At 72.5% G+C, this 21,336-nt stretch carries 20 protein-coding genes, 1 pseudogene and 1 riboswitch; of the genes and pseudogenes, 14 read left to right on the top strand and 7 right to left on the bottom strand.

Annotated elements, in window-relative coordinates; all coding sequences use genetic code 11:
- Nucleotides 1-154 precede the first annotated feature (154 nt).
- Complete coding sequence (locus tag ABTX60_RS31105) at nt 155-607, top strand: DUF4442 domain-containing protein (RefSeq protein WP_352100340.1); 453 nt, start codon at nt 155-157, stop codon at nt 605-607.
- A gap of 46 nt (nt 608-653) precedes the next feature.
- On the opposite strand, the pseudogene ABTX60_RS31100 reads toward ABTX60_RS31105, so the two are convergent.
- Nucleotides 654-1,370 (bottom strand): annotated as a pseudogene (locus tag ABTX60_RS31100) (UTP--glucose-1-phosphate uridylyltransferase).
- A gap of 456 nt (nt 1,371-1,826) precedes the next feature.
- Between ABTX60_RS31100 and ABTX60_RS31095 the strand changes: the two are divergent.
- The 3 genes from ABTX60_RS31095 to ABTX60_RS31085 all read left to right on the top strand — a co-directional run bounded on the left by ABTX60_RS31095 (nt 1,827) and on the right by ABTX60_RS31085 (nt 7,241).
- Nucleotides 1,827-3,692, top strand: a complete 1,866-nt coding sequence (locus ABTX60_RS31095) for an RICIN domain-containing protein (protein WP_352100339.1) — start codon at nt 1,827-1,829, stop codon at nt 3,690-3,692.
- A 468-nt stretch (nt 3,693-4,160) separates the two neighbouring features.
- A complete protein-coding gene (locus ABTX60_RS31090; protein ID WP_352100338.1) occupies nt 4,161-6,545 on the top strand; it encodes a phosphoketolase family protein in 2,385 nt (794 codons plus the stop codon).
- A gap of 72 nt (nt 6,546-6,617) precedes the next feature.
- Nucleotides 6,618-7,241, top strand: coding sequence for a DedA family protein (locus tag ABTX60_RS31085; protein WP_352100337.1), 624 nt, complete (start codon nt 6,618-6,620; stop codon nt 7,239-7,241).
- An 89-nt stretch (nt 7,242-7,330) separates the two neighbouring features.
- Here the strand turns inward: ABTX60_RS31085 and ABTX60_RS31080 are convergent, their stop codons facing one another.
- The gene (locus ABTX60_RS31080; protein ID WP_352100399.1) at nt 7,331-7,858 is read right to left on the bottom strand and encodes a gamma carbonic anhydrase family protein; all 528 of its coding nucleotides are present in this window, start codon (nt 7,856-7,858) and stop codon (nt 7,331-7,333) included.
- Between the two features lie 112 nt (nt 7,859-7,970).
- Here ABTX60_RS31080 and ABTX60_RS31075 point away from each other — a divergent pair, with 112 nt between their 5' ends.
- On the top strand, nt 7,971-8,768 hold the full coding sequence (locus ABTX60_RS31075) for an acyltransferase (RefSeq protein WP_352100336.1): 798 nt from the start codon (nt 7,971-7,973) through the stop codon (nt 8,766-8,768).
- A gap of 10 nt (nt 8,769-8,778) precedes the next feature.
- On the opposite strand, the gene ABTX60_RS31070 is transcribed toward ABTX60_RS31075, so the two are convergent.
- The gene (locus tag ABTX60_RS31070; RefSeq protein WP_352100335.1) at nt 8,779-9,636 is read right to left on the bottom strand and encodes an EamA family transporter; all 858 of its coding nucleotides are present in this window, start codon (nt 9,634-9,636) and stop codon (nt 8,779-8,781) included.
- A gap of 95 nt (nt 9,637-9,731) precedes the next feature.
- Here ABTX60_RS31070 and ABTX60_RS31065 point away from each other — a divergent pair, with 95 nt between their 5' ends.
- Nucleotides 9,732-10,304 carry an XRE family transcriptional regulator gene (locus ABTX60_RS31065; protein ID WP_104781916.1) on the top strand — a complete coding sequence of 191 codons (573 nt, stop codon included), beginning with the start codon at nt 9,732-9,734 and terminating at the stop codon, nt 10,302-10,304.
- A gap of 21 nt (nt 10,305-10,325) precedes the next feature.
- Here ABTX60_RS31065 and ABTX60_RS31060 read toward each other — a convergent pair whose 3' ends face one another.
- Nucleotides 10,326-11,396: a cation diffusion facilitator family transporter gene (locus ABTX60_RS31060; protein ID WP_352100334.1), complete on the bottom strand. Its 1,071-nt coding sequence runs from the start codon at nt 11,394-11,396 to the stop codon at nt 10,326-10,328.
- Between the two features lie 63 nt (nt 11,397-11,459).
- Here ABTX60_RS31060 and ABTX60_RS31055 point away from each other — a divergent pair, with 63 nt between their 5' ends.
- The gene (locus tag ABTX60_RS31055) at nt 11,460-11,819 is read left to right on the top strand and encodes an ArsR/SmtB family transcription factor (protein ID WP_352100333.1); all 360 of its coding nucleotides are present in this window, start codon (nt 11,460-11,462) and stop codon (nt 11,817-11,819) included.
- Nucleotides 11,820-11,996: 177 nt separating this feature from the next.
- Here ABTX60_RS31055 and ABTX60_RS31050 read toward each other — a convergent pair whose 3' ends face one another.
- The 3 genes from ABTX60_RS31050 to ABTX60_RS31040 all read right to left on the bottom strand — a co-directional run bounded on the left by ABTX60_RS31050 (nt 11,997) and on the right by ABTX60_RS31040 (nt 15,430).
- Nucleotides 11,997-13,220, bottom strand: a complete 1,224-nt coding sequence (locus tag ABTX60_RS31050) for a 4-hydroxybenzoate 3-monooxygenase (protein WP_352100332.1) — start codon at nt 13,218-13,220, stop codon at nt 11,997-11,999.
- 22 nt (nt 13,221-13,242) lie between these two features.
- A complete protein-coding gene (locus tag ABTX60_RS31045; RefSeq protein WP_352100331.1) occupies nt 13,243-14,847 on the bottom strand; it encodes an APC family permease in 1,605 nt (534 codons plus the stop codon).
- 154 nt (nt 14,848-15,001) lie between these two features.
- Nucleotides 15,002-15,430 (bottom strand): CoA-binding protein, encoded by a 429-nt coding sequence (locus ABTX60_RS31040; RefSeq protein ID WP_352100330.1) that lies wholly within the window; start codon nt 15,428-15,430, stop codon nt 15,002-15,004.
- A 106-nt stretch (nt 15,431-15,536) separates the two neighbouring features.
- Nucleotides 15,537-15,697: riboswitch (cobalamin riboswitch) on the top strand.
- A gap of 83 nt (nt 15,698-15,780) precedes the next feature.
- On the opposite strand from ABTX60_RS31040, the gene ABTX60_RS31035 reads away from it, so the two are divergent.
- From ABTX60_RS31035 to ABTX60_RS31005, 7 genes are all read left to right on the top strand, one after another.
- A complete protein-coding gene (locus tag ABTX60_RS31035) occupies nt 15,781-16,797 on the top strand; it encodes an ABC transporter substrate-binding protein (protein WP_352100329.1) in 1,017 nt (338 codons plus the stop codon).
- An 83-nt stretch (nt 16,798-16,880) separates the two neighbouring features.
- Nucleotides 16,881-17,846, top strand: coding sequence for a FecCD family ABC transporter permease (locus tag ABTX60_RS31030; RefSeq protein WP_352100398.1), 966 nt, complete (start codon nt 16,881-16,883; stop codon nt 17,844-17,846).
- Nucleotides 17,843-18,640 (top strand): ABC transporter ATP-binding protein, encoded by a 798-nt coding sequence (locus ABTX60_RS31025; protein WP_352100328.1) that lies wholly within the window; start codon nt 17,843-17,845, stop codon nt 18,638-18,640. Before ABTX60_RS31030 ends, ABTX60_RS31025 begins: the two co-directional genes overlap by 4 nt.
- Nucleotides 18,641-18,742: 102 nt before the next feature.
- Nucleotides 18,743-19,459 carry a hypothetical protein gene (locus ABTX60_RS31020; protein ID WP_352100327.1) on the top strand — a complete coding sequence of 239 codons (717 nt, stop codon included), beginning with the start codon at nt 18,743-18,745 and terminating at the stop codon, nt 19,457-19,459.
- The gene (locus tag ABTX60_RS31015) at nt 19,456-19,998 is read left to right on the top strand and encodes a SixA phosphatase family protein (protein ID WP_352100326.1); all 543 of its coding nucleotides are present in this window, start codon (nt 19,456-19,458) and stop codon (nt 19,996-19,998) included. Before ABTX60_RS31020 ends, ABTX60_RS31015 begins: the two co-directional genes overlap by 4 nt.
- A gap of 123 nt (nt 19,999-20,121) precedes the next feature.
- Nucleotides 20,122-20,406 carry a hypothetical protein gene (locus ABTX60_RS31010; protein WP_352100325.1) on the top strand — a complete coding sequence of 95 codons (285 nt, stop codon included), beginning with the start codon at nt 20,122-20,124 and terminating at the stop codon, nt 20,404-20,406.
- A gap of 113 nt (nt 20,407-20,519) precedes the next feature.
- On the top strand, nt 20,520-21,146 hold the full coding sequence (locus ABTX60_RS31005; RefSeq protein ID WP_352100324.1) for a YigZ family protein: 627 nt from the start codon (nt 20,520-20,522) through the stop codon (nt 21,144-21,146).
- The last annotated feature ends 190 nt before the right edge of the window (nt 21,147-21,336 follow it).

The raw sequence follows: 21,336 nt of genomic DNA, 5'->3' as shown, positions 1-21,336 counted from the left end.
CCACCCTAGCCGCGCCCCGGACACGATGCGGTCACCGCCCGTGGACGCAGACGTGGCAACCCTGAGACAGCCCGGTGTGGATGTCGTGCGCAGGGATGCGGCGGTCGTCACACCGGCCTGGCCAGGCGTCTCTACTCGTGAGTAACATTCGGGCATGAGCGCAGACCAGATGTCCATCGGCGAGATGCTCGCCGCCACGGTGCCCATGGCCCGGACCCTGAACCTCCAGTTCCTGGAGACCTCGCCGGACCGTGCGGTGGTGTCGCTGCCGGACCAGGGCGAGTACCACAACCACGTGGGTGGCCCGCACGCCGGCGCGATGTTCACGCTCGGCGAGTCCGCGAGCGGGGCGATCGTGCTGGCCGCGTTCGGGGACCAGCTCTCGCGCGCCGTGCCGCTCGCCGTCAGCGCCGAGATCTCCTACAAGAAGCTGGCGATGGGCGCCGTCACGGCCACGGCCACCCTGGGCCGCCCGGCCGCCGATGTCGTCGCGCAGCTGGACGCCGGTGAGCGACCCGAGTTCCCGGTGGCCATCGCCATCCAGCGGGCCGACGGCGCCGTGACCGGCGAGATGACCGTGGTGTGGACTCTGCGGCCCAACAGCTGATCAGGCGGTCGCGTGCGCGCCGGCCCCGGCCGGGAGCCGGCGCGGGTCAGGCCGCCGCGTCACGGTGCCTTGGGGGCCCGCCGTCCAGCTCCCCGAGGAACACCCGGAGCCACGCCACGAACTCGTTCCCAGGTCGGACCGTTCGCAGGCCGTCCTGACCACCGTGCGCAGCTGGTCGGCCTCGTCGCCCGTGTCGTGGCGCAGGCCCTTGAAGACCACTGCGTGCACCGTGCCGTCCGAGGCCATATCCCGCAGGGCGCCGGTCAGCTGGATATCGCCGCCCGGGCCCGGCGGCGTGCGCTCCAGGACGGGGAAGACGGCCGGGTCGAGGACGTAGCGGCCGATGACGGCGTAGCGGCGAGGCGCCTGACGCCCCGTCGGCTTCTCGATCGCATCCGTCTCGCGCGGGTCGATCAGATCGTCCCCCAGGAGGACCGCGAAGGGCTGGCCGCCGACAATGGCGGCGGGCGCACAGCACGGCGTGGCCGAGGCCGAGCGGGTCGCCCTGGCGGATGTGGTGGATGCTCGCCAGCCGCGCCGGATCGCGCACCGCGTCCAGCCGCACGGTGTCGCCCTTGGCCGTGCGGGCCTGCTCCGGTTCCAGGGCGTGGTCGAAGTGGTCCTCGATGGCCCGCTTGTGCCGGCCGGTGATCATCGGAACGTCGTCGAGTCCCGCCGCTGCCGCCCCCTCGACGACGTACGGGACGGCCGACTTGCCGGCGACCGGCAGCATCTCCTTGGGCGTCGCCTTCGTGGCGGGCAGGAAGCGGGTGCCGAGGCCGGCGGCCGGGACGACCGCCTTGCGGACGGTGAGGGCGGGGGCCTCGGGGGCGGAAGGGTCTCGGGGGTGGAAGGGTGGGGGCGATCATGCGGCTCATGCCGGCGTGGGGAGCTGAGAGCGCGCCGAGAGCCACATGGGAGCGCGCTGTGGAGCGGGAGATTGTGTGACCAACCGCCTCCGAATGGGCACAACTTGCGACCTCGGGCGTCCCGCGTTTTCGAAAGTCGGTGCGGATACCGCCGGTAACATATCTGAATTCCCCACGTTTTGAACTTGGGTCATCCGAACTCCTTGTTACCTGTCAGTCGTATGTGCGAAAGTGAGCCGGCTCACAGTCGAGTCCGCAGCTGACGCGGCATAGGTATGCACCAATCACACACCTGCTTTCCGACGGACGCGCAATTAGCCTGCCTTCTGCCGCTGGAAGGAAATGGTTCCGTGCAATCCCCCACCCCCCCACGCCCGCCTTACGCGCCACGACCCGGAGCCGGACCCGCGGAGTCCGACCGCAATCTCCTCGCCCGGGTCGGCCAACCCGCCGAAGGGCCGCGCGCCGTCGCGCTGTTGCTGGCCCGGCACTGGCGCGCAGTCTACGAGTACGCCGTGATCTGCCTGGCGTCCTCCGAGGATTCCGCGTCGATGGCGGCCGCCGCCGCCTTCCGCGGGGAACTCGCCCGGCCGGGCGGCGGAGCCCTCCGTCCGCGGCTGCTCACCGCCGTCCGGGAGACGGTCCGCGAGTGGGCAGCCGACGACGGTATTTCCCACGTGCTGCCGGAACTCGGCAAAACCGTCGGCGCCCGCGGCCTGCGCGCTGCCCGGCCCGGGACACCCGAAAGGCGACGCCTCGCGGAGCGCGCTTTCCGCACTCTTCCGGGGGCTTCCCAATGCCTGCTCTGGCACACGGACGTCGAGGCCGAACCCATATACGTACCGGCCGGTCTGCTGGGAGTGGACGCCGGTACCGCGTCGGCCGCCCTGGAGCAGGCGCGCGAGCAATTCAGGTCGGGATGCGTACGCGCCCACCGGGAACTCGCACCGACGCAGGAATGCCGCTACTACAACCGCCTTCTGGACGTTCCCATGCGCCGCGGCGGGGCGCTGCTTCCCGATGTCCAGCGGCATCTCATGGCATGCCGCTACTGCCGCCACGCCGCCGAACAACTCAGCCATTTCGAGGGCGGTCTGGAAGACCTGCTCACCGAGACGGTGCTCGGCTGGGGAGCCCGCCGCTACCTGGAATCACGGCCGGGTCGCGTCGAGGGCCGGAGCGCCCTGGCCGTCGGCGGACGCCACCGCCTCCGGCCCCGTGCCCTGCCGGCGGAGGGCCGGCCCGGGGCGCCGAGGAGGCATGCGAAGGCGCTGGCCGCCGCCGTCGGGGTGACCTCCCTCGTACTGCTCGCGACCCTGCTCGCCGCCCGGGGCTGGACCGAGGAGGGCGGCACCGCCGGCCCGCAGGCCACCTGGGGCGCGGTAAGCGGCCACTCCGTCGACCCGGACGGCGCGGGGCCCTCGTCCGTCGGACCGGACTCCGCCGCACCCTCGGCCGCCGCTTCCCCATCGGCCGCCTCCGCGGGCACCGCCGCCGAAGTGGCCCGGGGACGGCTGCGCAACCTCGACGAAGGCCTGTGCGTCGACGTCCTCGGCGGCCGTACCCGCGCCGGCGCCCGCGTCGTGCTGACCGCCTGCTCCGCGGGCGGGTCCCAGCAGTGGTCGTACCAGGACGACGGCGTCCTGCGCAGCGCCGCCGACCCCACGCTGTGCCTCGGCTCCGACACCGCCGAGGGCTCGGTCGCCCTGGCCGGCTGCCTCGTTCACGCGGGAGTCGTCCGTTACGACCTGACCGTGCGCGGTGAACTTCTGCCGCGCGGCGGCAAGGGGCTGGCCCTCGCCCCCGGGAAGGGCCGGGACGTGATCGTCGCCGGCCGTGACGGATCCGATGCGCAGCGCTGGGCACTGGAACCGGCCGCGGTCCCCGGAGGGACGGGGGAGTCCCGGGAGAAGCGGGCGGAGGGCGCTCCGGGGGAGAGCCGCCGGGAGCGCGAGCAGCGGCCGTACGACGACGCACCGCCCGGGCGGCGGCCCGCGCCGCCGCGCACCAAGCCCGGGGAACTGCCGCAGGAGCGGTACGGGACGCGGTTCGCGCAGGTGGGCTGCTGCGGGGAAGCCGAGCCGGGGGCCGGCGGGGTGGGGGCTGACGAGTCCGGTGGGTCCGCGCCGCAGACAGGCTCCGGCGTCCTCGGACGCGCTCCGGCCACCGTCGCCGACGCCGTGACGACGCTGCACTCCACAGTGCGTTTGCCGTAGAGCGCTACGGGATCCCCCCCCGGGGTGTCCGAGCGGGGACCTCGGCCCAGGAGGCCCCGGCACCGGCGCCGCCCCGGGCGCCGGGAATCCGGCCGCTCGGATGCCCGGGTGAGCCGGAGGCCGTCCGAGGCCGCTCGGGGCGTCCGGGCCGGCCCGGGACGTTGGCCCGCCGGGAGGGCTCCCGAGGCTGCTCGGGGCGTCCGGGCTCGCTTGGTTCGAGCCCACCCGGGGAATCCGAGGTCGCCCGGGCCGCCCAAACCCGCCCGGAGTCGCCCACTCGGGTGCCCCAGGGGTCGGCCGACGTGGCTCACGGCACCGTCGCCGTTCCTGCGGCTCGGCCGGGGTCGAGCGGTAGGACGGGCAGTGGGAACCCGCGGGGAGTGCGGGATGGCCGACAGGCGCCTGGCATCGAACCGGAACAAACTGGTACTCCTCCTGAGTCCGCCCGCAGAACCCAGGGAGTGACCCATGCCGGAGGCCCCGCGCCAGGACAGCAGGACCACGCCGACCGACGAGGAACTGCGCACGCTGGACGCCCACTGGCGAGCCGCCAACTACCTGGCGGCCGGTCAGATCTACCTGCTGGCGAACCCCCTGCTCACCGAGCCGCTGCGGCCCGAGCACATCAAGCCGCGGCTGCTCGGCCACTGGGGCACCTCACCCGGGCTGAACCTCGTCCACACCCACCTCAACCGGGTGATCAAGAACCGGGGGCTCGACGCCCTGTGCGTCTGGGGCCCGGGCCACGGAGGTCCGTCGGTGCTCGCCAACTCCTGGCTGGAGGGCAGCTACAGCGAGAAGTACCCGGACGCGTCCCGGGACGCGCAGGGCATGGAGCTGCTGATGCGGCAGTTCTCCTTCCCCGGCGGCGTGCCCAGCCACGTCGCCCCGGAGGTGCCCGGCTCGATCCACGAGGGCGGCGAACTCGGCTACTCCCTCGCCCACGCCTACGGTGCCGCCCTCGACAACCCGGACCTGCTCGTGGCCTGCGTGATCGGCGACGGCGAGGCGGAGACCGGGCCGCTCGCCGGGTCCTGGCACGCCAACAAGTTCCTCGACCCCGTCCACGACGGTGCCGTCCTGCCGATCCTGCACCTCAACGGCTACAAGATCGCCAACCCGACCGTGCTGTCCCGCCTCCCCGAGGAGGAGCTCGACGCGCTGCTGCGCGGCTACGGCCACGAGCCGATCCATGTCGGCGGCGAGGACCCGGCCACCGTCCACCGCATCATGGCCGAGGCCATGGACACCGCGCTCGACCGCATCGCCGCCGCACAGCACGCCGCCCGGGAGCAGGATGCGACCGAGCGCCCGCGCTGGCCGGTGATCGTGCTGCGCACCCCCAAGGGCTGGACCGGCCCGGCCGAGGTCGACGGCGAACCGGTCGAGGGCACGTGGCGCGCCCACCAGGTGCCGTTGTCCGGCGTCCGCGACAACCCGGAGCACCTGAGGCAGCTGGAGTCCTGGCTGCGCTCGTACCGGCCCGAGGAACTGTTCGACGCCGAGGGCCGCCCGGTCGCGGACGTCCTCGCCTGCGTCCCCGAGGGCACCAGGCGTCTCGGCGCCACCCCGTACGCCAACGGCGGCCTGCTCGTCCGCGACCTGCCCATCCCGTCCCTGGACGACTTCGCCGTGCCCGTCGACAAGCCCGGCACGACGATGCACGAGCCGACCCGGGTCCTCGGCGACCTCCTCGCCCGGATCATGCGCGACACCGCCGACCGCCGTGACTTCCGCCTGGTCGGCCCGGACGAGACCGCCTCCAACCGGCTCCAGGCCGTCTACGACGCCAGCGGCAAGACCTGGCAGGCCGGGACCCTGCCCGTGGACGAGCACCTCGACCGGCACGGACGGGTGATGGAGGTGCTCTCCGAACACCTCTGCCAGGGCTGGCTGGAGGGCTACCTGCTCACCGGCCGGCACGGGCTCTTCTCCTGCTACGAGGCGTTCGTCCACATCGTCGACTCCATGGTCAACCAGCACATCAAGTGGCTGCGCACCTCGCGCAGGCTGCCCTGGCGGGCCCCCATCGCCTCCCTCAACTACCTGCTGACCTCCCATGTGTGGCGGCAGGACCACAACGGCTTCTCCCACCAGGACCCCGGCTTCGTCGACCACGTCCTCAACAAGAGCCCCGAGGTCGTCCGCGTCTACCTCCCGCCGGACGCCAACACCCTGCTGTCGGTGGCGGACCACGCCCTGCGCAGCCGCGACTACGTCAATGTCGTCGTGGCCGGCAAGCAGCCCTGCTTCGACTGGCTGTCGATGGACGAGGCCAGGGTCCACTGCGCGCGGGGGGCCGGCATCTGGGAGTGGGCGGGCACGGAGGACGGAGCCGAGCCCGATGTCGTCCTGGCCTGCGCCGGTGACGTCCCCACCCAGGAGACCCTCGCCGCGGCCCACCTGCTCCGCCGGTACCTGCCCGACCTGTCCGTCCGGGTCGTCAACGTCGTCGACCTCGCCCGGCTGCTGCCCCAGGGCGAACACCCGCACGGCATGAGCGACGCCGAGTACGACGGGCTGTTCACCACCGACAAGCCGGTGATCTTCGCTTACCACGGCTACCCGTGGCTGATCCACCGGCTCGCCTACCGCCGCACCGGTCACCAGCACCTGCACGTGCGCGGCTACAAGGAGGCCGGCACCACGACCACGCCGTTCGACATGGTCGTCCGCAACGACCTCGACCGCTACCGCCTGGTCATGGACGTCATCGACCGCGTCCCCGGCCTCGCGGTCCGCGCCACGGCCGTGCGCCAGCGGATGGCCGACGCCCGCAGCCGCCACCACGCCTGGATCCGTGAGCACGGCACCGACCTGCCCGAGGTGGCCGAGTGGAGCTGGAACGCCTGAGCCCCGAGGGACGTCCTAGAAGCCGGTAGGCTTCCCCGGGCACGCAGGGAAGCTCAGCGAAAGGAACCGGCGTTGCACGTCCAGGAGTGGCTCGAAACCGTACCCGCGGTCGCCGTATACGCGCTGGTCGGGCTGGTCATCGGCCTGGAGAGTCTGGGTATCCCGCTGCCGGGCGAGATCATCCTCGTCTCCTCGGCGCTGCTCGCGTCCCAGAACGGCGAGATCGACCCTGTCGTCCTCGGCGCCAGCGCCACGGCCGGCGCGATCATCGGCGACTCGATCGGCTACGCCATCGGCCGCAAGGGCGGGCGGCCCCTGCTGGCCTGGCTGGGCGGCAAGTTCCCCAAGCACTTCAGCGAAGGACACATCGCCACCGCCGAGCGCTCCTTCGAGAAGTGGGGCATGTGGGCCGTCTTCTTCGGCCGCTTCGTCGCCCTGCTCCGCATCTTCGCGGGCCCCCTCGCCGGTGTGCTCCGCATGCCGTACTGGAAGTTCCTCATCGCCAACGTCCTCGGCGGCATCGTCTGGGCGGGTGGCACGACGGCGGTCATCTACTACGTCGGCATCGTCGCGGAGTCCTGGCTGAAGCGCTTCTCGTGGCTGGGCCTGGTGGCGGCGGTCCTCGTGGGCCTCACGTCCATGCTGATGATCAAGCGCAGGGCGAAGAAGGCAGCACCTGCGGCTGCGGCAGAGTAAGTCGCCCGAAGGGGCGCGGGACTGTGCCCATCTGCGGCTCCGCCGCGTGGGCGCGACCAGCCACAACCCACCCGCGCCCGCCGAACCGCCTACGCATGCACCTCACGATGCGCCTTCGCCAACTCGGCGTACATCGTGCCGTTGAGGGTGACGCCCTGCTTCTCCTCCTCCGTCAACGGCCGCTTGATCTTGGCCGGCACCCCGGCGACGAGCGAGCCGGCCGGCACCACCATCCCCTGCGGCACCAGCGCTTGGGCCGCGACGAGCGAACCGGCCCCGATCACGGCGCCGTTCAGGACCGTCGCCCCCATGCCGATCAGACAGTCGTCCTCGACCGTCGCCCCGTGCACCACCGCGTTGTGCCCGATGCTCACCCGCTCACCGACGCTCACGGGAAAACCCGGGTCGGCGTGCAGGGTGCAGTTGTCCTGGACGTTGCTGCTCGCCCCGACGGAGATCGCCTCGACGTCGCCGCGCACCACGGCCCCGTACCAGACGCTCGCCCCCGCCCCCAGCGTCACGCTCCCGATCACCGACGCCGTGGGTGCCACGAACGCCGTCTCATGGATCTCCGGCTCCCTGCCGCCTATCCCCGTGATCATCGCCCGCTGCGCCATGTCCGCCTCCAGGAACGTCGTAGACAACGCGCAAACCGTACGCCACCCGGTGGGGCGAAGATCACAGGCCTCCGACGCCGCGGGCGGAGCTACCGCTGAGTACGGTGAGGTCGTGCCGAAGCGCAAGAACACGTTCTCATCCTGGCGGCGGGGCCTGACACAGCGCGCCGTCCACGCGGGCTGGGCCTGGATGCAGCGCACGGGCTCCGTCACCGCCGAGCACCCCGGCCGCTACCGCTTCGGCGCGATGGGAACGAGTACCAGACTGGCCTTCCCGCTCGGCACCGTCTTCGGCGAACCCTGGATCCACCTCGGTTCCCACTGCATCATCGCCGAGCAAGTCACCCTCACCGCGGGCCTGATGCCCGACCTCGACCTCGGTCCGGACCCGATCCTGCGCATCGGCGACGGGGTCGTCCTGGGCCGCGGCAGCCACGTCATCGCGGACACGACGGTCACGATCGGCAGCGACTGCTACTTCGGTCCGTACGTCTACGTCACGTCCACGAACCACTCCTACGACGACCCGCACGAACCGATCGGCAAGCAGTGGCCGCGGATGGAACCGGTGGAGATCGGGCCGGGCTGCTGGATCGGCACGGGTGCGGTGATCCTGCCGGGCGCCCGGATCGGACGGAACGTGGTGGTGGCCGCGGGCGCGGTCGTGCGGGGCACGGTGCCCGACCACGCCGTGGTGGCCGGCGCGCCCGCCCGGGTGGTACGCCGCTGGACCCCCGCGGACGGCTGGCAGCCACCGCTGCGCACCCCCGCGCCGGTGCCGATACCCGAGGGCGTCACCCCCGAGCAGCTCCGCGCGCTGTCGGACCTGGACGAGGAGACGGCGGCCCGGCTGGCCGAACTGGACGAGGAGACGGCGCCCGACCTCGCGAAGCTGGAGCCGGATTCCTGAACCGAAGGGCTCAGCCCGACGCCAGCAGTACCGTCCCGACCAGGGCGAGCCCGGCTCCCGCGGCCTGTATAGCCCGCAGTCGTTCGCGGAGGACGCCTCGCGCTGCCACGGCCGTCACCACCGGGTACAGAGACGCCAGCACGGCGGCCACCGTCACCGGGCCGTGCTGCGCGGCGATCGAGTACGTGCCGTTCGCGGCGACGTCCGCGAGGCCGACGAAGGCGAGGGCGGGCAGGGAGCGCCAGGGGAAGCCGTCCGCCGGGAGCGCGGGCGATCCGCGCCGCACCGAGACGTAGAGGGCCAGTCCGCCGGCGGCGACGTTCGTCACCCGCTGGACGAACAGGGCGAGGAACAGGCCGGTCAGCGTCGTCGACGCCTCGGCGATCAGCGCCATCACCGCGCCGAAGCCGAACGCCGCGAGCAGGGTCAGGACGATGGCCTGGCGCTGGACCGGGGCGCCACGGAACTGCGGGCCACCCGCGAGGCACACACCGGCGACGGCCACCAGGATGCCGACGAACTGCAGCAGGCCGGGGCGTTCACCCAGCATCAGCCCCACCCCGACCGGCACCGCCACACCGATCGAGCCCAGCGGCGAGACCACGCCCATCGGGCCGAGCGCGAGCGCCTTGTAGAAGGCGAGCATCGCCACCGGCCCGACCAGCCCGGCCGCCACGGCGAACCACAGCTGCGGCCCCGTCTCGCTCCAGCCGCCGGTCGCGACCACGACAGCGCCGAGCACCACCACAGCGATCGACTGCGAGACCACCACCACTGTGAGGGCAGGCATGCGCCGGGTCAGCAGGCCGCCTCCGAAGTCGGCCAGCCCCCACAGCAGGCTGGTGGCCAGGGCGAAGAGCGCTGTCATGGGACGAACCTCGCAGTACAGTGCAGTGAACGATCAGGTCAACCACACCATAGTGCAGCCTGCTGCACTGTGTCATACAAAATATTGGACGGAATGTGTCGGACCTCGACCTGCTGACCCAGTCCCTGGCGCGGAGCGTCAAGCACTGGCGCGCGGTGCGCGGCTTCACCCTGGACGTGCTCGCCGCCCGGGCCGGCGTCAGCCGCGGCATGCTCATCCAGATCGAGCAGGCCCGCACCAACCCCAGCCTCGGCACCGTCGTCAAGATCGGCGACGCGCTCGGCGTCAGCATCACCACCCTGCTCGACTACGAGCAGGGCCCGAACGTCCGCATCGTCCCCGCCGAGCAGGCCGTACGGCTGTGGCACACCGACGCCGGCAGCTACAACCGGCTCCTCGCGGGCACCGAGGCACCCGGCCCGCTGGAGATGTGGGACTGGCGGCTCATGCCCGGCGAGAGCAGTCCGTCGGACCCGCACCCCGCCGGCACGACCGAACTGCTGCACGTCACGGCGGGCGAACTCACCCTCACCGTCGACGGCGTCGAGCATCGCGTGCCCGCGGGTGCCAGCGTCCACTTCGAGGCGAACGTCCCGCACACCTACGGCAACACCGGTGACGCCCCCATGGAGATGGTCATGGCCGTCTCGGTGCCACCTGTGACCTGAGCCGGCGACACGGCTGCCGGCCTACGCCGCCATGTGGTGGGCCAGCGGGAGATGGGGGTCGCTCTCGCCCGGGGCCGGCTCCGGATCCGCGTGCACCAGGGCCGCGGTCAGGCGCGGTACGGCGTGCAGCAGCGCGTGCTCGGCCTCCACTGCGACGCGGTGGGCCTCGCGCACCGTCGCCTCGCCGTCCACCACGACCGCCACCTCGGCGCGCAGCCGGTGGCCGATCCAGCGCAGCCGGAGTTCACCCACCCCGCGCACCCCGGGCACCTCGGCCAGGGCCCGCTCGGCCCGGTCCACCAGGGCCGGGTCGACGGCGTCCATCACCCTGCGGAACACCTCCCGGGCCGCGTCCCGCAGCATCAGGCCGATCGCCGCCGTGATCGCCAGCCCGACGATGGGATCCGCCAGTTGCCACCCCAGGGCCGAGCCTGCGGCGCCCAGCAGCACGGCCAGGGAGGTGAAGCCGTCGGTCCGGGCGTGCAGGCCGTCGGCGATCAGCGCGGCCGAGCCGATCGAGCGGCCGACGCGGATGCGGTAGCGGGCCACCCACTCGTTTCCGGCGAAGCCGACGACAGCGGCCACGGCGACCGCCGGGACGTGCTCGACCGGGCGCGGATCCAGCAGCCGCTCGATGGCCGTCCAGCCCGCGAAGACGGCGGACGCCGCGATCGTCAGCACGATCACGAGGCCGGCCAGGTCCTCGGCGCGGCCGTAGCCGTAGGTGAAACGGCGCGTGGCCGCGCGCCGGCCCAGCACGAAGGCGATGCCGAGCGGGACGGCGGTCAGCGCGTCCGCCGCGTTGTGCACCGTGTCCCCGAGCAGGGCCACCGACCCCGACACAGCCACGACGACCGCCTGGGCCAGCGCCGTCACGCCGAGCACGGCGAGCGAGACCCACAGCGCCCGCATCCCGCGCGCCGAGGACTCCAGGGCGGAGTCGACCTTGTCGGCGGTCTCGTGGGAGTGCGGGGTGAAGAGGTGGGCCATACGGTGGCGCAGCGAGTGCCGGTGGCCGTGACCGTGGGCGGTTCCGTGGTCGTGCCCATGCGAGTGGTCCTGGGTGTGGGTGTGCTCGTGCCGTTCGCTCACGTGGATCCCCTTCCGGTGCGCGCGGGAGTGGACGTACCCGTGCCGTGCCGCCATTATGTGCGTATGAGCGCACGCATGCACCTGTCACATGCGCACGATGAGCATCCGCGCAGTCCGGGCGAGGAGCAGTTCGCCCTCGCCGCGGAGGTCCTCGCCCTGCTGGGGGACCGGACCCGGCTCGCCCTGCTGCACGCGCTGACCGGGGGAGAGGCCGACGTCACGACGCTCACGGAGGCCTGCGGGGCGGCCAGGCCGGCCGTCAGCCAGCACCTGGCGCGGCTGCGTCTGGCGGGCCTGGTGAACACGCGGAAGGAGGGCCGCCGGGTGATCTACTCGCTGCGCGACGGCCACCTGCGCAGGCTGGTCGACGAGGCACTGAACGTGGCCGACCACCGGCTCAGCGACCGCCCCCTGCACGACTGAGCACGGCTCGCTCGGCAGCGCGCCGCGGCCCCGACGGGCAGGGATCGCTCCGCGGGGCGCCGCGGCCCCGACGAGCACGGATCGCTCCGTGGGGCGTCTCGGCGAGTACGCGCCCTCCGCGGCGCCGTCACGACGCGTCCCCGCGCTCCGCGGCGCCGTTCCGACGCGTACGCCCACTCAGTAACGCGCCGCCGTCCCGAGGTATTGCTCGGCGAAGGCGGCCGCCGCGGCGGGCGAGGTGAACAGGCGGCGCAGCCGGGCGAGCGCGGTGCCCGCGCGGAACGGATCGCCCGCCGCCGTGCCGTGGAACACCTCGGCCAGCCACTGCGAGAACTCCTGGTAGTCCCACACGCGCCGCAGGCACGCCTGCTCGTAGCCGGCCAGACCGCTGTCGTCACCGGTGGCCAGCCGGGTGACCAGGGCGTCGCCCAGCAGGAAGGCGCCGTGCAGGGCGAGGTTCAGGCCCTTGGCGGCGATGGGGGCGATCAGATGGGCCGCGTCGCCGACGAGGTGCAGCCGGCCGTGCACCATCGGCTCGACCACGTAGTCGTGCATGTCCAGCACGCGCTTCTCGATCAGCCGTCCTTCGGTCAGCGGGGGCACGCCCGCCGCCCCCAGCCGCTGCTGAAGCTCCGACCAGACCCGTTCGTGCGGCCAGTCGTCCGGAGTGTCGCCCGGCGGGCACTGGAGGTAGTAGCGGGTCACCTCCGGGCCGCGGGGCATCTGGCCGGCGAACCCGCGCGGGTGGCAGCCGAACAGCACGCGGTCGGCGGACGGCGGCGCCTCGGCGAGCAGGGCGAGCCAGCCGACGCCGTAGTCGTGCCGTGCGATCCGCACCCGCTCGGGAGGGAGCGAGGCACGGGTCGCTCCGCGTGCCCCGTCGCACCCGGCGACGAAGTCGCAGTGCACCACCCGGCGTTCACCCGTCTCGGGGCAGATGTACGACACCGACGGCCGGTCGCTGTCGAGGTCGTGCAGCTCCACGTCCCGGACGCCGAAGCGCATCTCGCCGCCGCGGACGTCGGCGTACTCGCGCACCAGGTCCGTCACCAGCAACGGCTGGGGGTAGACGAAGTGGTGACTGCCCGTCAGCTCGCCGTAGGGGAACCGGTAGCGCTCCCCGTCGAAGCGGAACTCGCACGCGGTGTGCAGTTCCGCGCGGTCCAGCAGGTTCCTGGCGAGGCCCCGCTTCTCCAGGCCCCGGACGGCCCATTCCTCGATCACCCCGGCGCGGGGCCGCTGTTCGATGAACTCACGGGTCTCCGTCTCCAGCACCAGACAGTCGACGGACGCGGCCCGCAGGATGTTCCCGACGGTCAGACCCGCCGGACCGGCGCCCACGACAACGACTGGGAAGCGTTGCGGGGCGCCGGAGTCGGAGGGCGCAGAGGCGTGGGTCATGCGCACATTATGGAGGCCGGTCTCAGTGGACCGGCACCTCCGTGACGGCCACCTCCTCGATGCTCAGCTCGATCTCTCCGGACAGGGAGGCCGAGGCCCGGGCCCAGTAGTAGATCGCCAGCGAGAACACCGCGACGACCAGGATGTCCCACCACAGTCCGAGGTGCCCCTGGCCGCCGAATCCGCCCTGCCAGGAGATGACGCCCATGCCCAGCAGGTAGACGGGCAGCCACTGGGCGGCCTTCCAGTCGAGCCGGGGAGCGTCGGGCAGGCCCTTGCTGGTGGCGTACCAGGCGTAGCCGCCGAGCAGGACGTAGCCGAGGACGATGGCCACGCCGAGCCGCCACAGGGTGTCCCAGGTGGACCAGTAGATGATGAGGTTGGCCACCACGAACGACAGCGGTGAGAGGACCTTCCCGCCGGGCAGGCGGTAGGGGCGTTCCCGGTGCGGCAGCCGGTCCGCGAACACGCCGTAGGCCAGCGGGGCGCCCGCGTACATCAGCACGCTCGCCGAGGTGATGAAGCTGACCAGCTGCTGCCAGCTCGGGAACGGCAGGAAGCAGACCACGCCCGTCACGAAGGACACGATCAGCCCGAACCACGGCACGCCGCGCGCGTCGGTGCGGACGAAGAGCTTCGGCGCGTAGCCGTTGCGGGCCAGTCCGTAGGAGACCCGGGACGTGGCCGTCGTGTAGATCAGTCCGGTGCCGCCCGGGGAGACCACCGCGTCCAGGTACAGCACCACGCTCAGCCAGCCGAGGCCCAGCAGGGTCGCGAGCCCCGCCCACGGGCCGCTGATGCCCGGGTAGTCGAGCTTGGTCCAGCCGTGCGCGAAGGAGCCCAGCGGCAGGGCGGCGATGAAGACGATCTGCAGCAGGACGTAGATGGCCGCCCCGATGGCGACCGAACCGATCGTCGCGCGCGGCAGGTCCCGTTGCGGGTCCCGGCTCTCGCCCGCCAGCTGGATCGCCTGCTCGAAGCCCAGCAGGGCGAAGATGATGCCGCTGGAACTGACGGCGCTCAGCACACCGTGGGCGCCGAACGGCGCGAAACCGTGCTCGGTGAAGTTGCCCGGGTGGAAGTTGCCCGCCGCGATGATGAAGATCGCGGCCAGCGGCACGGCCACCTTCCACCAGGTGGCGGCGCTGTTGGTGTGCGCCAGGATCCGCACTCCGAGGAAGTTGACGACGACGAACACGGCCATCAGGACGACCGCGACGACGAAGCCGCTCGTCGTCAGGGTCCCGTCCTTCGGGTGCTGGAAGCCCTGCGCCCAGTGCCAGTGCCCGGCGTAGCCGATCATGGCCTCGACCTCGATCGGTGCCACCGTCGCGGCCTGGAGCCAGGAGAACCAGCCGAAGGACATGCCGGCCAGTCCGCCGAACGCGTAGTGCGGATAACGGGCGGTGCCGCCGGCGACCGGGAACATGCCGCCGAGTTCCGCGTGCACCAGTGCCAGCAGCACGATCGCCACCGCACCGATGAGCCAGGACAGGATCGCCGCGGGGCCGGCCGCCACGACGGCCTTCTCGGCGCCGTACAACCAGCCCGAGCCGATGATGGAGCCGACCGAGGCCCACATGAGCCCGATCAGCCCGACATCCCGGCGCAGGCCGTCTCTTTCCATGAATTCAGGGGCCTCTCATAAATGAACTCGGAGAGTTCAGTGAGCAAGAGGCCTCAGATTAGGAATGGACTGCCCGGAGGCAGAAGAGGAGTTGTGCACGCTTGACCGGGCGCGGGAAACCTTGACCGACTGCGGGTATTTCCTGGAGAACGCTTCAGGATTCCTGTACGCGGTGATGAGGCAGCCGTGGGATCTCGATGGCCGGGCAGCGGTCCATCACCATCTCCAGGCCCGCCGAACGGGTCCGGTCGTACGCCGCCTCGTCGATCACGCCGAGCTGGAACCAGATGCCCTTCGCGCCCTTGGCGACCGCCTCGTCCGCGACGGCACCGGCGAGGTCGCTGTTCACGAACACGTCCACCACGTCCACGTCGAAGGGGATGTCCGCCAGGCTCGCGTACCCCTTCTCCCCGTGCACCGTCTCCGCTTTGGGGTGCACCGGCACAACGCGCTTGCCGAAACGCTGGAGCACGGCGGCGACGCCGTACGCGGCGCGCTGCCGGTTCGACGACAGGCCGACCACGGCCCAGGTGTCGCCTAGCCCGGTGAGGATCCTGCGGACCGTTGCCTCGTCGCCGTACACCGGCGGCCTCCTCCGAAGTCGTGAACGAGCTGCTCTCCGTTCAACCCGTTCAACGGCTCCGGGTGCGCGGTGATTCCCCGGACGGCCCCCGTGATAGCTTGCCGAGGCCAGTCGAACCCATGTACGTGGGTCAGGGAATCCGGTGCGAATCCGGAACTGACGCGCAGCGGTGAGGGGGACGGGCGGGGCCTCGGCCACTGGACTCCTCCGCGGACGTCCGGGAAGGCGCTCCGACCCGGGTGAACCCGAGTCCGAAGACCTGCTGGCGGCCCCCGCGGCCGCGCGCGGCGGGGGAGCACCGTACGACCGGGCTCCGCGATCGGGCCCTCGACGACTGAGGACTGGTTCCCGTGCCCCTCGCCCGACCCTCCCGTGCCGCCGTCCTGCTCACCACCGGCTCCCTGCTGCTGACCGGCTGTGGCGGGAGCGCGTCCACCGACGCGAACGCCGCCGTCACGCTCACCGACTGCGGACACGAGGTCCGCATTCCCGCCCCGCCGAGACACGCCGTGTCCCTCAACCAGGGCACCACCGAGATTCTGCTCTCCCTCGGGCTCGCCGACCGCCTCGCCGGCACGGCCACCTGGACCGACCCCGTGATGAAGGGACTGGAGAAGGCCAACGCGAGGGTGCCGCGCATCGCCGACGACAACCCGTCCTTCGAACGCGTCCTGGACACCGAGCCCGACTTCGTCGCCGCCTCCTTCGTCTCCACCCTCGGCAAAGGCGGCGTCGCCACCCGCGAGCAGTTCGAGAAGCTCGGCGTCCCCACCTACGTCTCCCCCTCCGACTGCGCCGGCAAGGACAACTCGGGCGGCGGCGACGGCGCACGCGACAAGCCCCTGGACATCGACACCGTCTACGGCGAAGTCCACGACCTCGCGACCGTGTTCGGCGTGAAGAAACGCGGCGACGCGCTCGTGGCCTCCCTTCAGCAGCGCATGAGGAAGGCCACGAAGGGCATCGACGCCTCCGACGTCACTCTCCTGTACTGGTTCGCGAACTCCGAATCGCCCTACATGGCGGGCTGTTGCGGAGCACCCGGCATCATCACCCGGGCCCTCGGAGCGAAGAACGTCCTCGACGACACGCACGAGGAGTGGCCCCAGGTCAACTGGGAGACGGTCGCCGACCGCGACCCCGACGTCCTCGTCATCGGCGACCTGACCCGCGAGTCCCAGACCGCCGAGTCGGCCGCGAAGAAGATCGCCTTCCTGGAGTCCAACCCGGTCACCAGGACCATGGACGCCGTTCGGCACAAGCGGTACGTGCTGCTCAGCGGGCAGGCCATGAACCCGACGATCCGCACCGTCGAGGGCGTGGAACAGGTGGCCGCCGGGCTGCGCCGGTTCGGGCTGGCGAAGTGACCGCCCGGGAGCAGGGGCCGGTGGCCGCCGGGCCCGGGCGCCGGGCCGGGCTCGCGCTGGGCCTGGCCGGGGCCGTCGCGCTCATGACCTCCCTCGCCGTCGCCATCACCATCGGTCCCGCCGACCTCGGCGTCGCCGACGTGTGGTCCGTCGTGGCGGCCCATCTCGGGCTCGGCAGCTCCGGGCTGACGCCGATCCGCGACGGGATCGTCTGGCAGCTGCGACTGCCGCGCACCCTGCTCGCCGCCGTGTGCGGGGCCGGACTGGCCGTGTGCGGGGCGGTGATGCAGTCCCTGCTGCGCAACCCGCTCGCCGACCCGTTCGTGCTCGGGGTGTCCTCGGGCGCCTCCACCGGCGCGGTCCTCGTCGTCGTGCTGGGCGTGGGCGGCGGCGCCCTCCCGGTGTCGGCGGGCGCGTTCCTCGGCGCCCTGCTGTCGTTCGCGCTGGTGCTCCTGCTCAGCCACACCCTCGGCGGCACCACCGACCGGGTCGTCCTCGCGGGCGTCGCCGCCATGCAGCTCTTCTCGGCGCTCACCTCCTTCATCGTGATGACCTCCGCCGACGCCGAGACGACCCGCGGCGTGCTGTTCTGGCTCCTCGGCTCGCTCGGCGGTTCCGGCTGGACCGACGTGTGGCTGTGTCTGGCCGCGCTGGCGGTGGCGCTGGTGGTGTGTCTGTCGTACGCCCGAACCCTCGACGCCTTCGCTTTCGGGCAGGACGCCGCCGCCGCGCTCGGAGTGTCCGTCGCCCGCACCCGCCTGGTCCTGCTGTGCGTCACGGCCCTGCTCACGGCGGCCCTGGTCAGCTCGGCCGGGGCGATCGGCTTCGTCGGACTGGTCCTGCCGCACGCCGCCCGGGCCCTGACCGGCCCCGGGCACGCACGACTGCTACCGGTCACCGCCCTCGCGGGAGCGGTGTTCCTGGTGTGGGTGGACACCCTGGCCCGTACCGTCCTCGATCCGCAGGAGGTTCCGGTGGGTGTCGTGACGTCGCTGATCGGGGTGCCGGCGTTCGTGGCGGTGCTGTACCGGACCCGGAGGGTGCGGTGAGCGGCGCGGGGGCGCCGACGGGCGCGGGGCTGCGGGCCGACCGGGTCAGCCGCCGTGCCGACGGGCGTCTCATCCTGGACGGCGTCGCCCTCGCGCCGGAGACCGGCTCCACGGTCGGTGTCCTCGGCCCCAACGGCTCCGGCAAGTCCACGCTGCTGAGGCTGCTGGCCGGGCTGCTGTCGCCGTCCTGCGGAGTCGTCACCCTCGACGGCACGCCCCTGGCCGACCTGCCCCGCCGCACGGTCGCTCGCCGCCTCGCGGTCGTCGAGCAACAGTCGGACACCCAGGTCGAGCTGACGGTCATGGACGTCGTGCGGCTCGGCCGCGTCCCGCACCGCCGCGCCTGGACGCCCTCCTCGGCCGAGGACGAGCGGGCGGTGCGAGCCGCTCTGGAGTGCACGGGTCTAGCCGACCGGGCCGGACGGCTGTGGCACACCCTCTCGGGCGGCGAACGCCAACGGGTGCAGATCGCCCGCGCGCTCGCCCAGGAACCCCGCGAGCTCCTTCTCGACGAGCCCACCAACCACCTCGACATCCACCACCAGCTCGACCTGCTCGCCCTGGTCACCGCCCTGCCCGTCACCACCGTCGTCGCCCTGCACGACCTCAACCTCGCGGCGATGTACTGCGATCGGGTCGTCGTGCTGTGCGCGGGGAGGGTGGTGACGGCGGGCCCCGCGGGAGACGTCCTCACCGCGGAGCTCATCGCCGAGGTGTACGGGGTGCGGGCCGCCGTCTCCCGGGAAGGACCCGAAGGGCGGCCTCATGTGCGGTTCCTCGGGACACTGGACTGACAGGAGCGGCCGCCCGCGCCAGAGGTGAGCCGATCGCGCCACGATGGCCGGAAAACGCCCGGCCTTCCTGCGCGGGCCCGTCCGCCCGCCTACGCTCGCCTCGTGCTGCGCATCATCGACGCCCGAACCCGTGAGCCGGTCGACGCCGCCCCGGCCCGCCGGGGCCTGACCCGCGTCCAGGTGCACGCGTCGGACTCCGGCACGACGAACCTGCGGGTGCTGCTCGTCGGAGACCTGCTCGTGAGGGCCCTGGAGCTCGGCGGCACCCCGGTCTGGGCACTGCTGACCGGCGGCGACCGGCAGGCGGAGCTGCGCGCGGAGGCCACGACACTCGGCATCCGCCCCTTCGAGGACAGCCCCGACGTCGGAGCCGGTCTGGGCGAGTCCCAGGTCGTCCATGTCGCCGCCGAGGGCGAGGCGGTACCCGACGGGGTGCGGATCGCAGTCGCACCGGTCGAGCCGGGCCCGCCGGACCACGGCGACCCCGCCGCCCTGCGCCTCGCCCTGATCGCCCGGCACCACAGCGCCCCGGTCCGGCTGGAGCCCGCCGGACTCGACGAGGCCGGCGCCACCCTCGCCCGCTGGCGCGCCGCGGTCGCCCGCTGGGCGCGACAGCCCTCACGGCCCGTCCCCGACGACGTACGGGAGCGGCTGCGCGAAGCCTGGGACGCCGACCTGGACGTGCCGGGGGTGCTGGAGGTCCTGCGCCAGGTCGAGACCGAGCCGGAACTGGCGGACGGCGCCCGCTTCGAGACATACGCCTACGCCGACCGGCTCCTCGGCGTCGACCTCACCCGTGACCTGGGATCGCCGTCATGATCGCCCGCAGCAACGCCGGCCCGCTGCGCCGCCTGATCGTGCTGCGGCACGCCAAGTCGGCCTGGCCCCTGGATGTCGCCGACCACGAACGCCCCCTCGCCCCGCGCGGCCGCCGGGACGCCCCCGCGGCGGGACGGGCCCTGGCCGAGGCCGACCTCCTGCCGGACCTCGCACTGTGCTCCACCGCCGTCCGCGCCCGCCGGACCTGGGACCTGGCCGCGGCAGAGTGGGGCACACCCCCGCCGGTCCGGCACGACCGGCGCCTGTACGCCGCCGGCCCGTCCGGCCTGCTGGCCGTGGTGCAGGAGGTGCCCGCCGAGGTGGAGACACTGCTGCTGATCGGGCACAACCCAGGGCTGGAGGAACTGGTCCTGGCCCTCGCCGGCGACGGCCTCGACGACACCCTGGAGCAGGTCCGCACGAAATTCCCCACCTCTGCCATCGCCGTCCTGTCCTGGCACGGCACGACCTGGCAGGCGCTGTCCCCCGGCGTCGCGCTGCTCACGTCCGTGACCGTGCCCCGGGGCGCGAAGCACTAGCCCGGGCCCCGCACGGGCATGGGGCCTTTCCGGTGATGTGTGACGGGCTCGCGCTGCGCACACGTCCCGCGGCGGGTATGGCGTCTGAGTCGAACGCCTTGCCGACCCATGAGGAGACCAGTCATGCACGCAGTGATCCGGCGGTACGAAGGGGTGACCGACCCGGCTGAGGCGGGTCGCCGGGTGAACGAGGAGTTCCTGCCGCTCGTCCGCCAGGTCCAGGGGTTCGTGGCCTACTACTTCGTCGATGCCGGCGGCGGGGTGATGCTGTCCGCCGGTGTGTTCCAGGACCGGGCCGGCGCCGAGGAGTCGACCGAGAGGGCGGGCGGTTTCGTCCGGGACCGGCTCGCCGAACTGCTGCCCAACCCGCCCCAGGTCACGGCCGGCGAGGTCGTGGCCCACACGTAGCGGAGGTCTCGGCCGGTCCGGCCGGCCTGAGGTGCCGGGGGCCCGCTCTCCCGGGCCCCCGAGAGGCAGCCGCCCCCTCGGAACGCCCTCGACCGCGCGATTAGGCTGGCCGGATGCAGGACGAATACCGCACGGTGGCCGGTGCCGGGGTGCACGAGACCGAGGTCAACCGCTCCCGCTTCCTGTGCGCCCTCGCCCCGGCGGCCACCGAGCAGGAAGCGCAGGACTTCATCGCCTCGGTCCGCAAGGATCACGCGGACGCCAACCACAACTGCTGGGCCTACGTCATCGGCGCCGACGCCTCCGTCCAGAAGGCGAGCGACGACGGCGAACCCGGGGGCACCGCAGGCGTCCCCATGCTCCAGATGCTGCTGCGCCGCGACATGCGGTACGTCGTCGCCGTCGTCACCCGCTACTTCGGCGGGGTCAAACTCGGAGCGGGCGGACTCATCCGCGCGTACGGCGGGGCGGTCGGCGAGGCCCTGGACGCTCTCGGCACCCGCACCCGCCGCAGGTTCCGGCTGGCCACGGTCACCGTGGACCACCAGCGGGCCGGCAAGCTGGAGAACGACCTGCGCAGCACGGGCCGTGAAGTCCGGGACGTCCGCTACGGCGAGGAGGTCACGATCGAGATCGCCCTCCCGGACTCCGACGTGGACGCCTTCCGCTCCTGGCTAGCCGACGCCACCGCCGGCGCGGCCGGGTTCGAAACGGGCGGGGAGGCGTACGGGGACGCCTGAGGCATCCCGATGGCCAGGGGGACGGCATGGTCCCGGAATGACCTGCTTCACAGCACACTTACGGACATTCCAGCTGAATTGCTGCCGCAGGAGTGTGCGCTCCGGGGTTCGTGGTGGACCAGGTGCCCACAGGCGTTAGCGTGGTGGGCCGACAGCGAGCCGGACCGGCCCGCGTCACCGACGAACCAAC

The organism is Streptomyces sp. NPDC126510, from assembly GCF_040302345.1.
Taxonomy (GTDB): Bacteria; Actinomycetota; Actinomycetes; order Streptomycetales; family Streptomycetaceae; genus Streptomyces.
Note: the sequence above shows the minus strand (reverse complement) of the source record. Positions and strands in the feature narration are given on the sequence as shown.

Excerpts from the sequence above, each read along its gene's own strand:
- ABTX60_RS31010 (WP_352100325.1), top strand. The coding sequence starts at position 20,122 with ATGCACGCAGTGATCCGGCGGTACGAAGGGGTGACCGACCCGGCTGAG.
- ABTX60_RS31090 (WP_352100338.1), top strand. The coding sequence starts at position 4,161 with ATGCCGGAGGCCCCGCGCCAGGACAGCAGGACCACGCCGACCGACGAG.
- ABTX60_RS31030 (WP_352100398.1), top strand. The coding sequence starts at position 16,881 with ATGACCTCCCTCGCCGTCGCCATCACCATCGGTCCCGCCGACCTCGGC.
- ABTX60_RS31055 (WP_352100333.1), top strand. The coding sequence starts at position 11,460 with ATGAGCGCACGCATGCACCTGTCACATGCGCACGATGAGCATCCGCGC.
- ABTX60_RS31080 (WP_352100399.1), bottom strand. The coding sequence starts at position 7,858 with ATGGCGCAGCGGGCGATGATCACGGGGATAGGCGGCAGGGAGCCGGAG.
- ABTX60_RS31070 (WP_352100335.1), bottom strand. The coding sequence starts at position 9,636 with ATGACAGCGCTCTTCGCCCTGGCCACCAGCCTGCTGTGGGGGCTGGCC.
- ABTX60_RS31045 (WP_352100331.1), bottom strand. The coding sequence starts at position 14,847 with ATGGAAAGAGACGGCCTGCGCCGGGATGTCGGGCTGATCGGGCTCATG.
- ABTX60_RS31005 (WP_352100324.1), top strand. The coding sequence starts at position 20,520 with ATGCAGGACGAATACCGCACGGTGGCCGGTGCCGGGGTGCACGAGACC.
- ABTX60_RS31015 (WP_352100326.1), top strand. The coding sequence starts at position 19,456 with ATGATCGCCCGCAGCAACGCCGGCCCGCTGCGCCGCCTGATCGTGCTG.
- ABTX60_RS31050 (WP_352100332.1), bottom strand. The coding sequence starts at position 13,220 with ATGACCCACGCCTCTGCGCCCTCCGACTCCGGCGCCCCGCAACGCTTC.
- ABTX60_RS31105 (WP_352100340.1), top strand. The coding sequence starts at position 155 with ATGAGCGCAGACCAGATGTCCATCGGCGAGATGCTCGCCGCCACGGTG.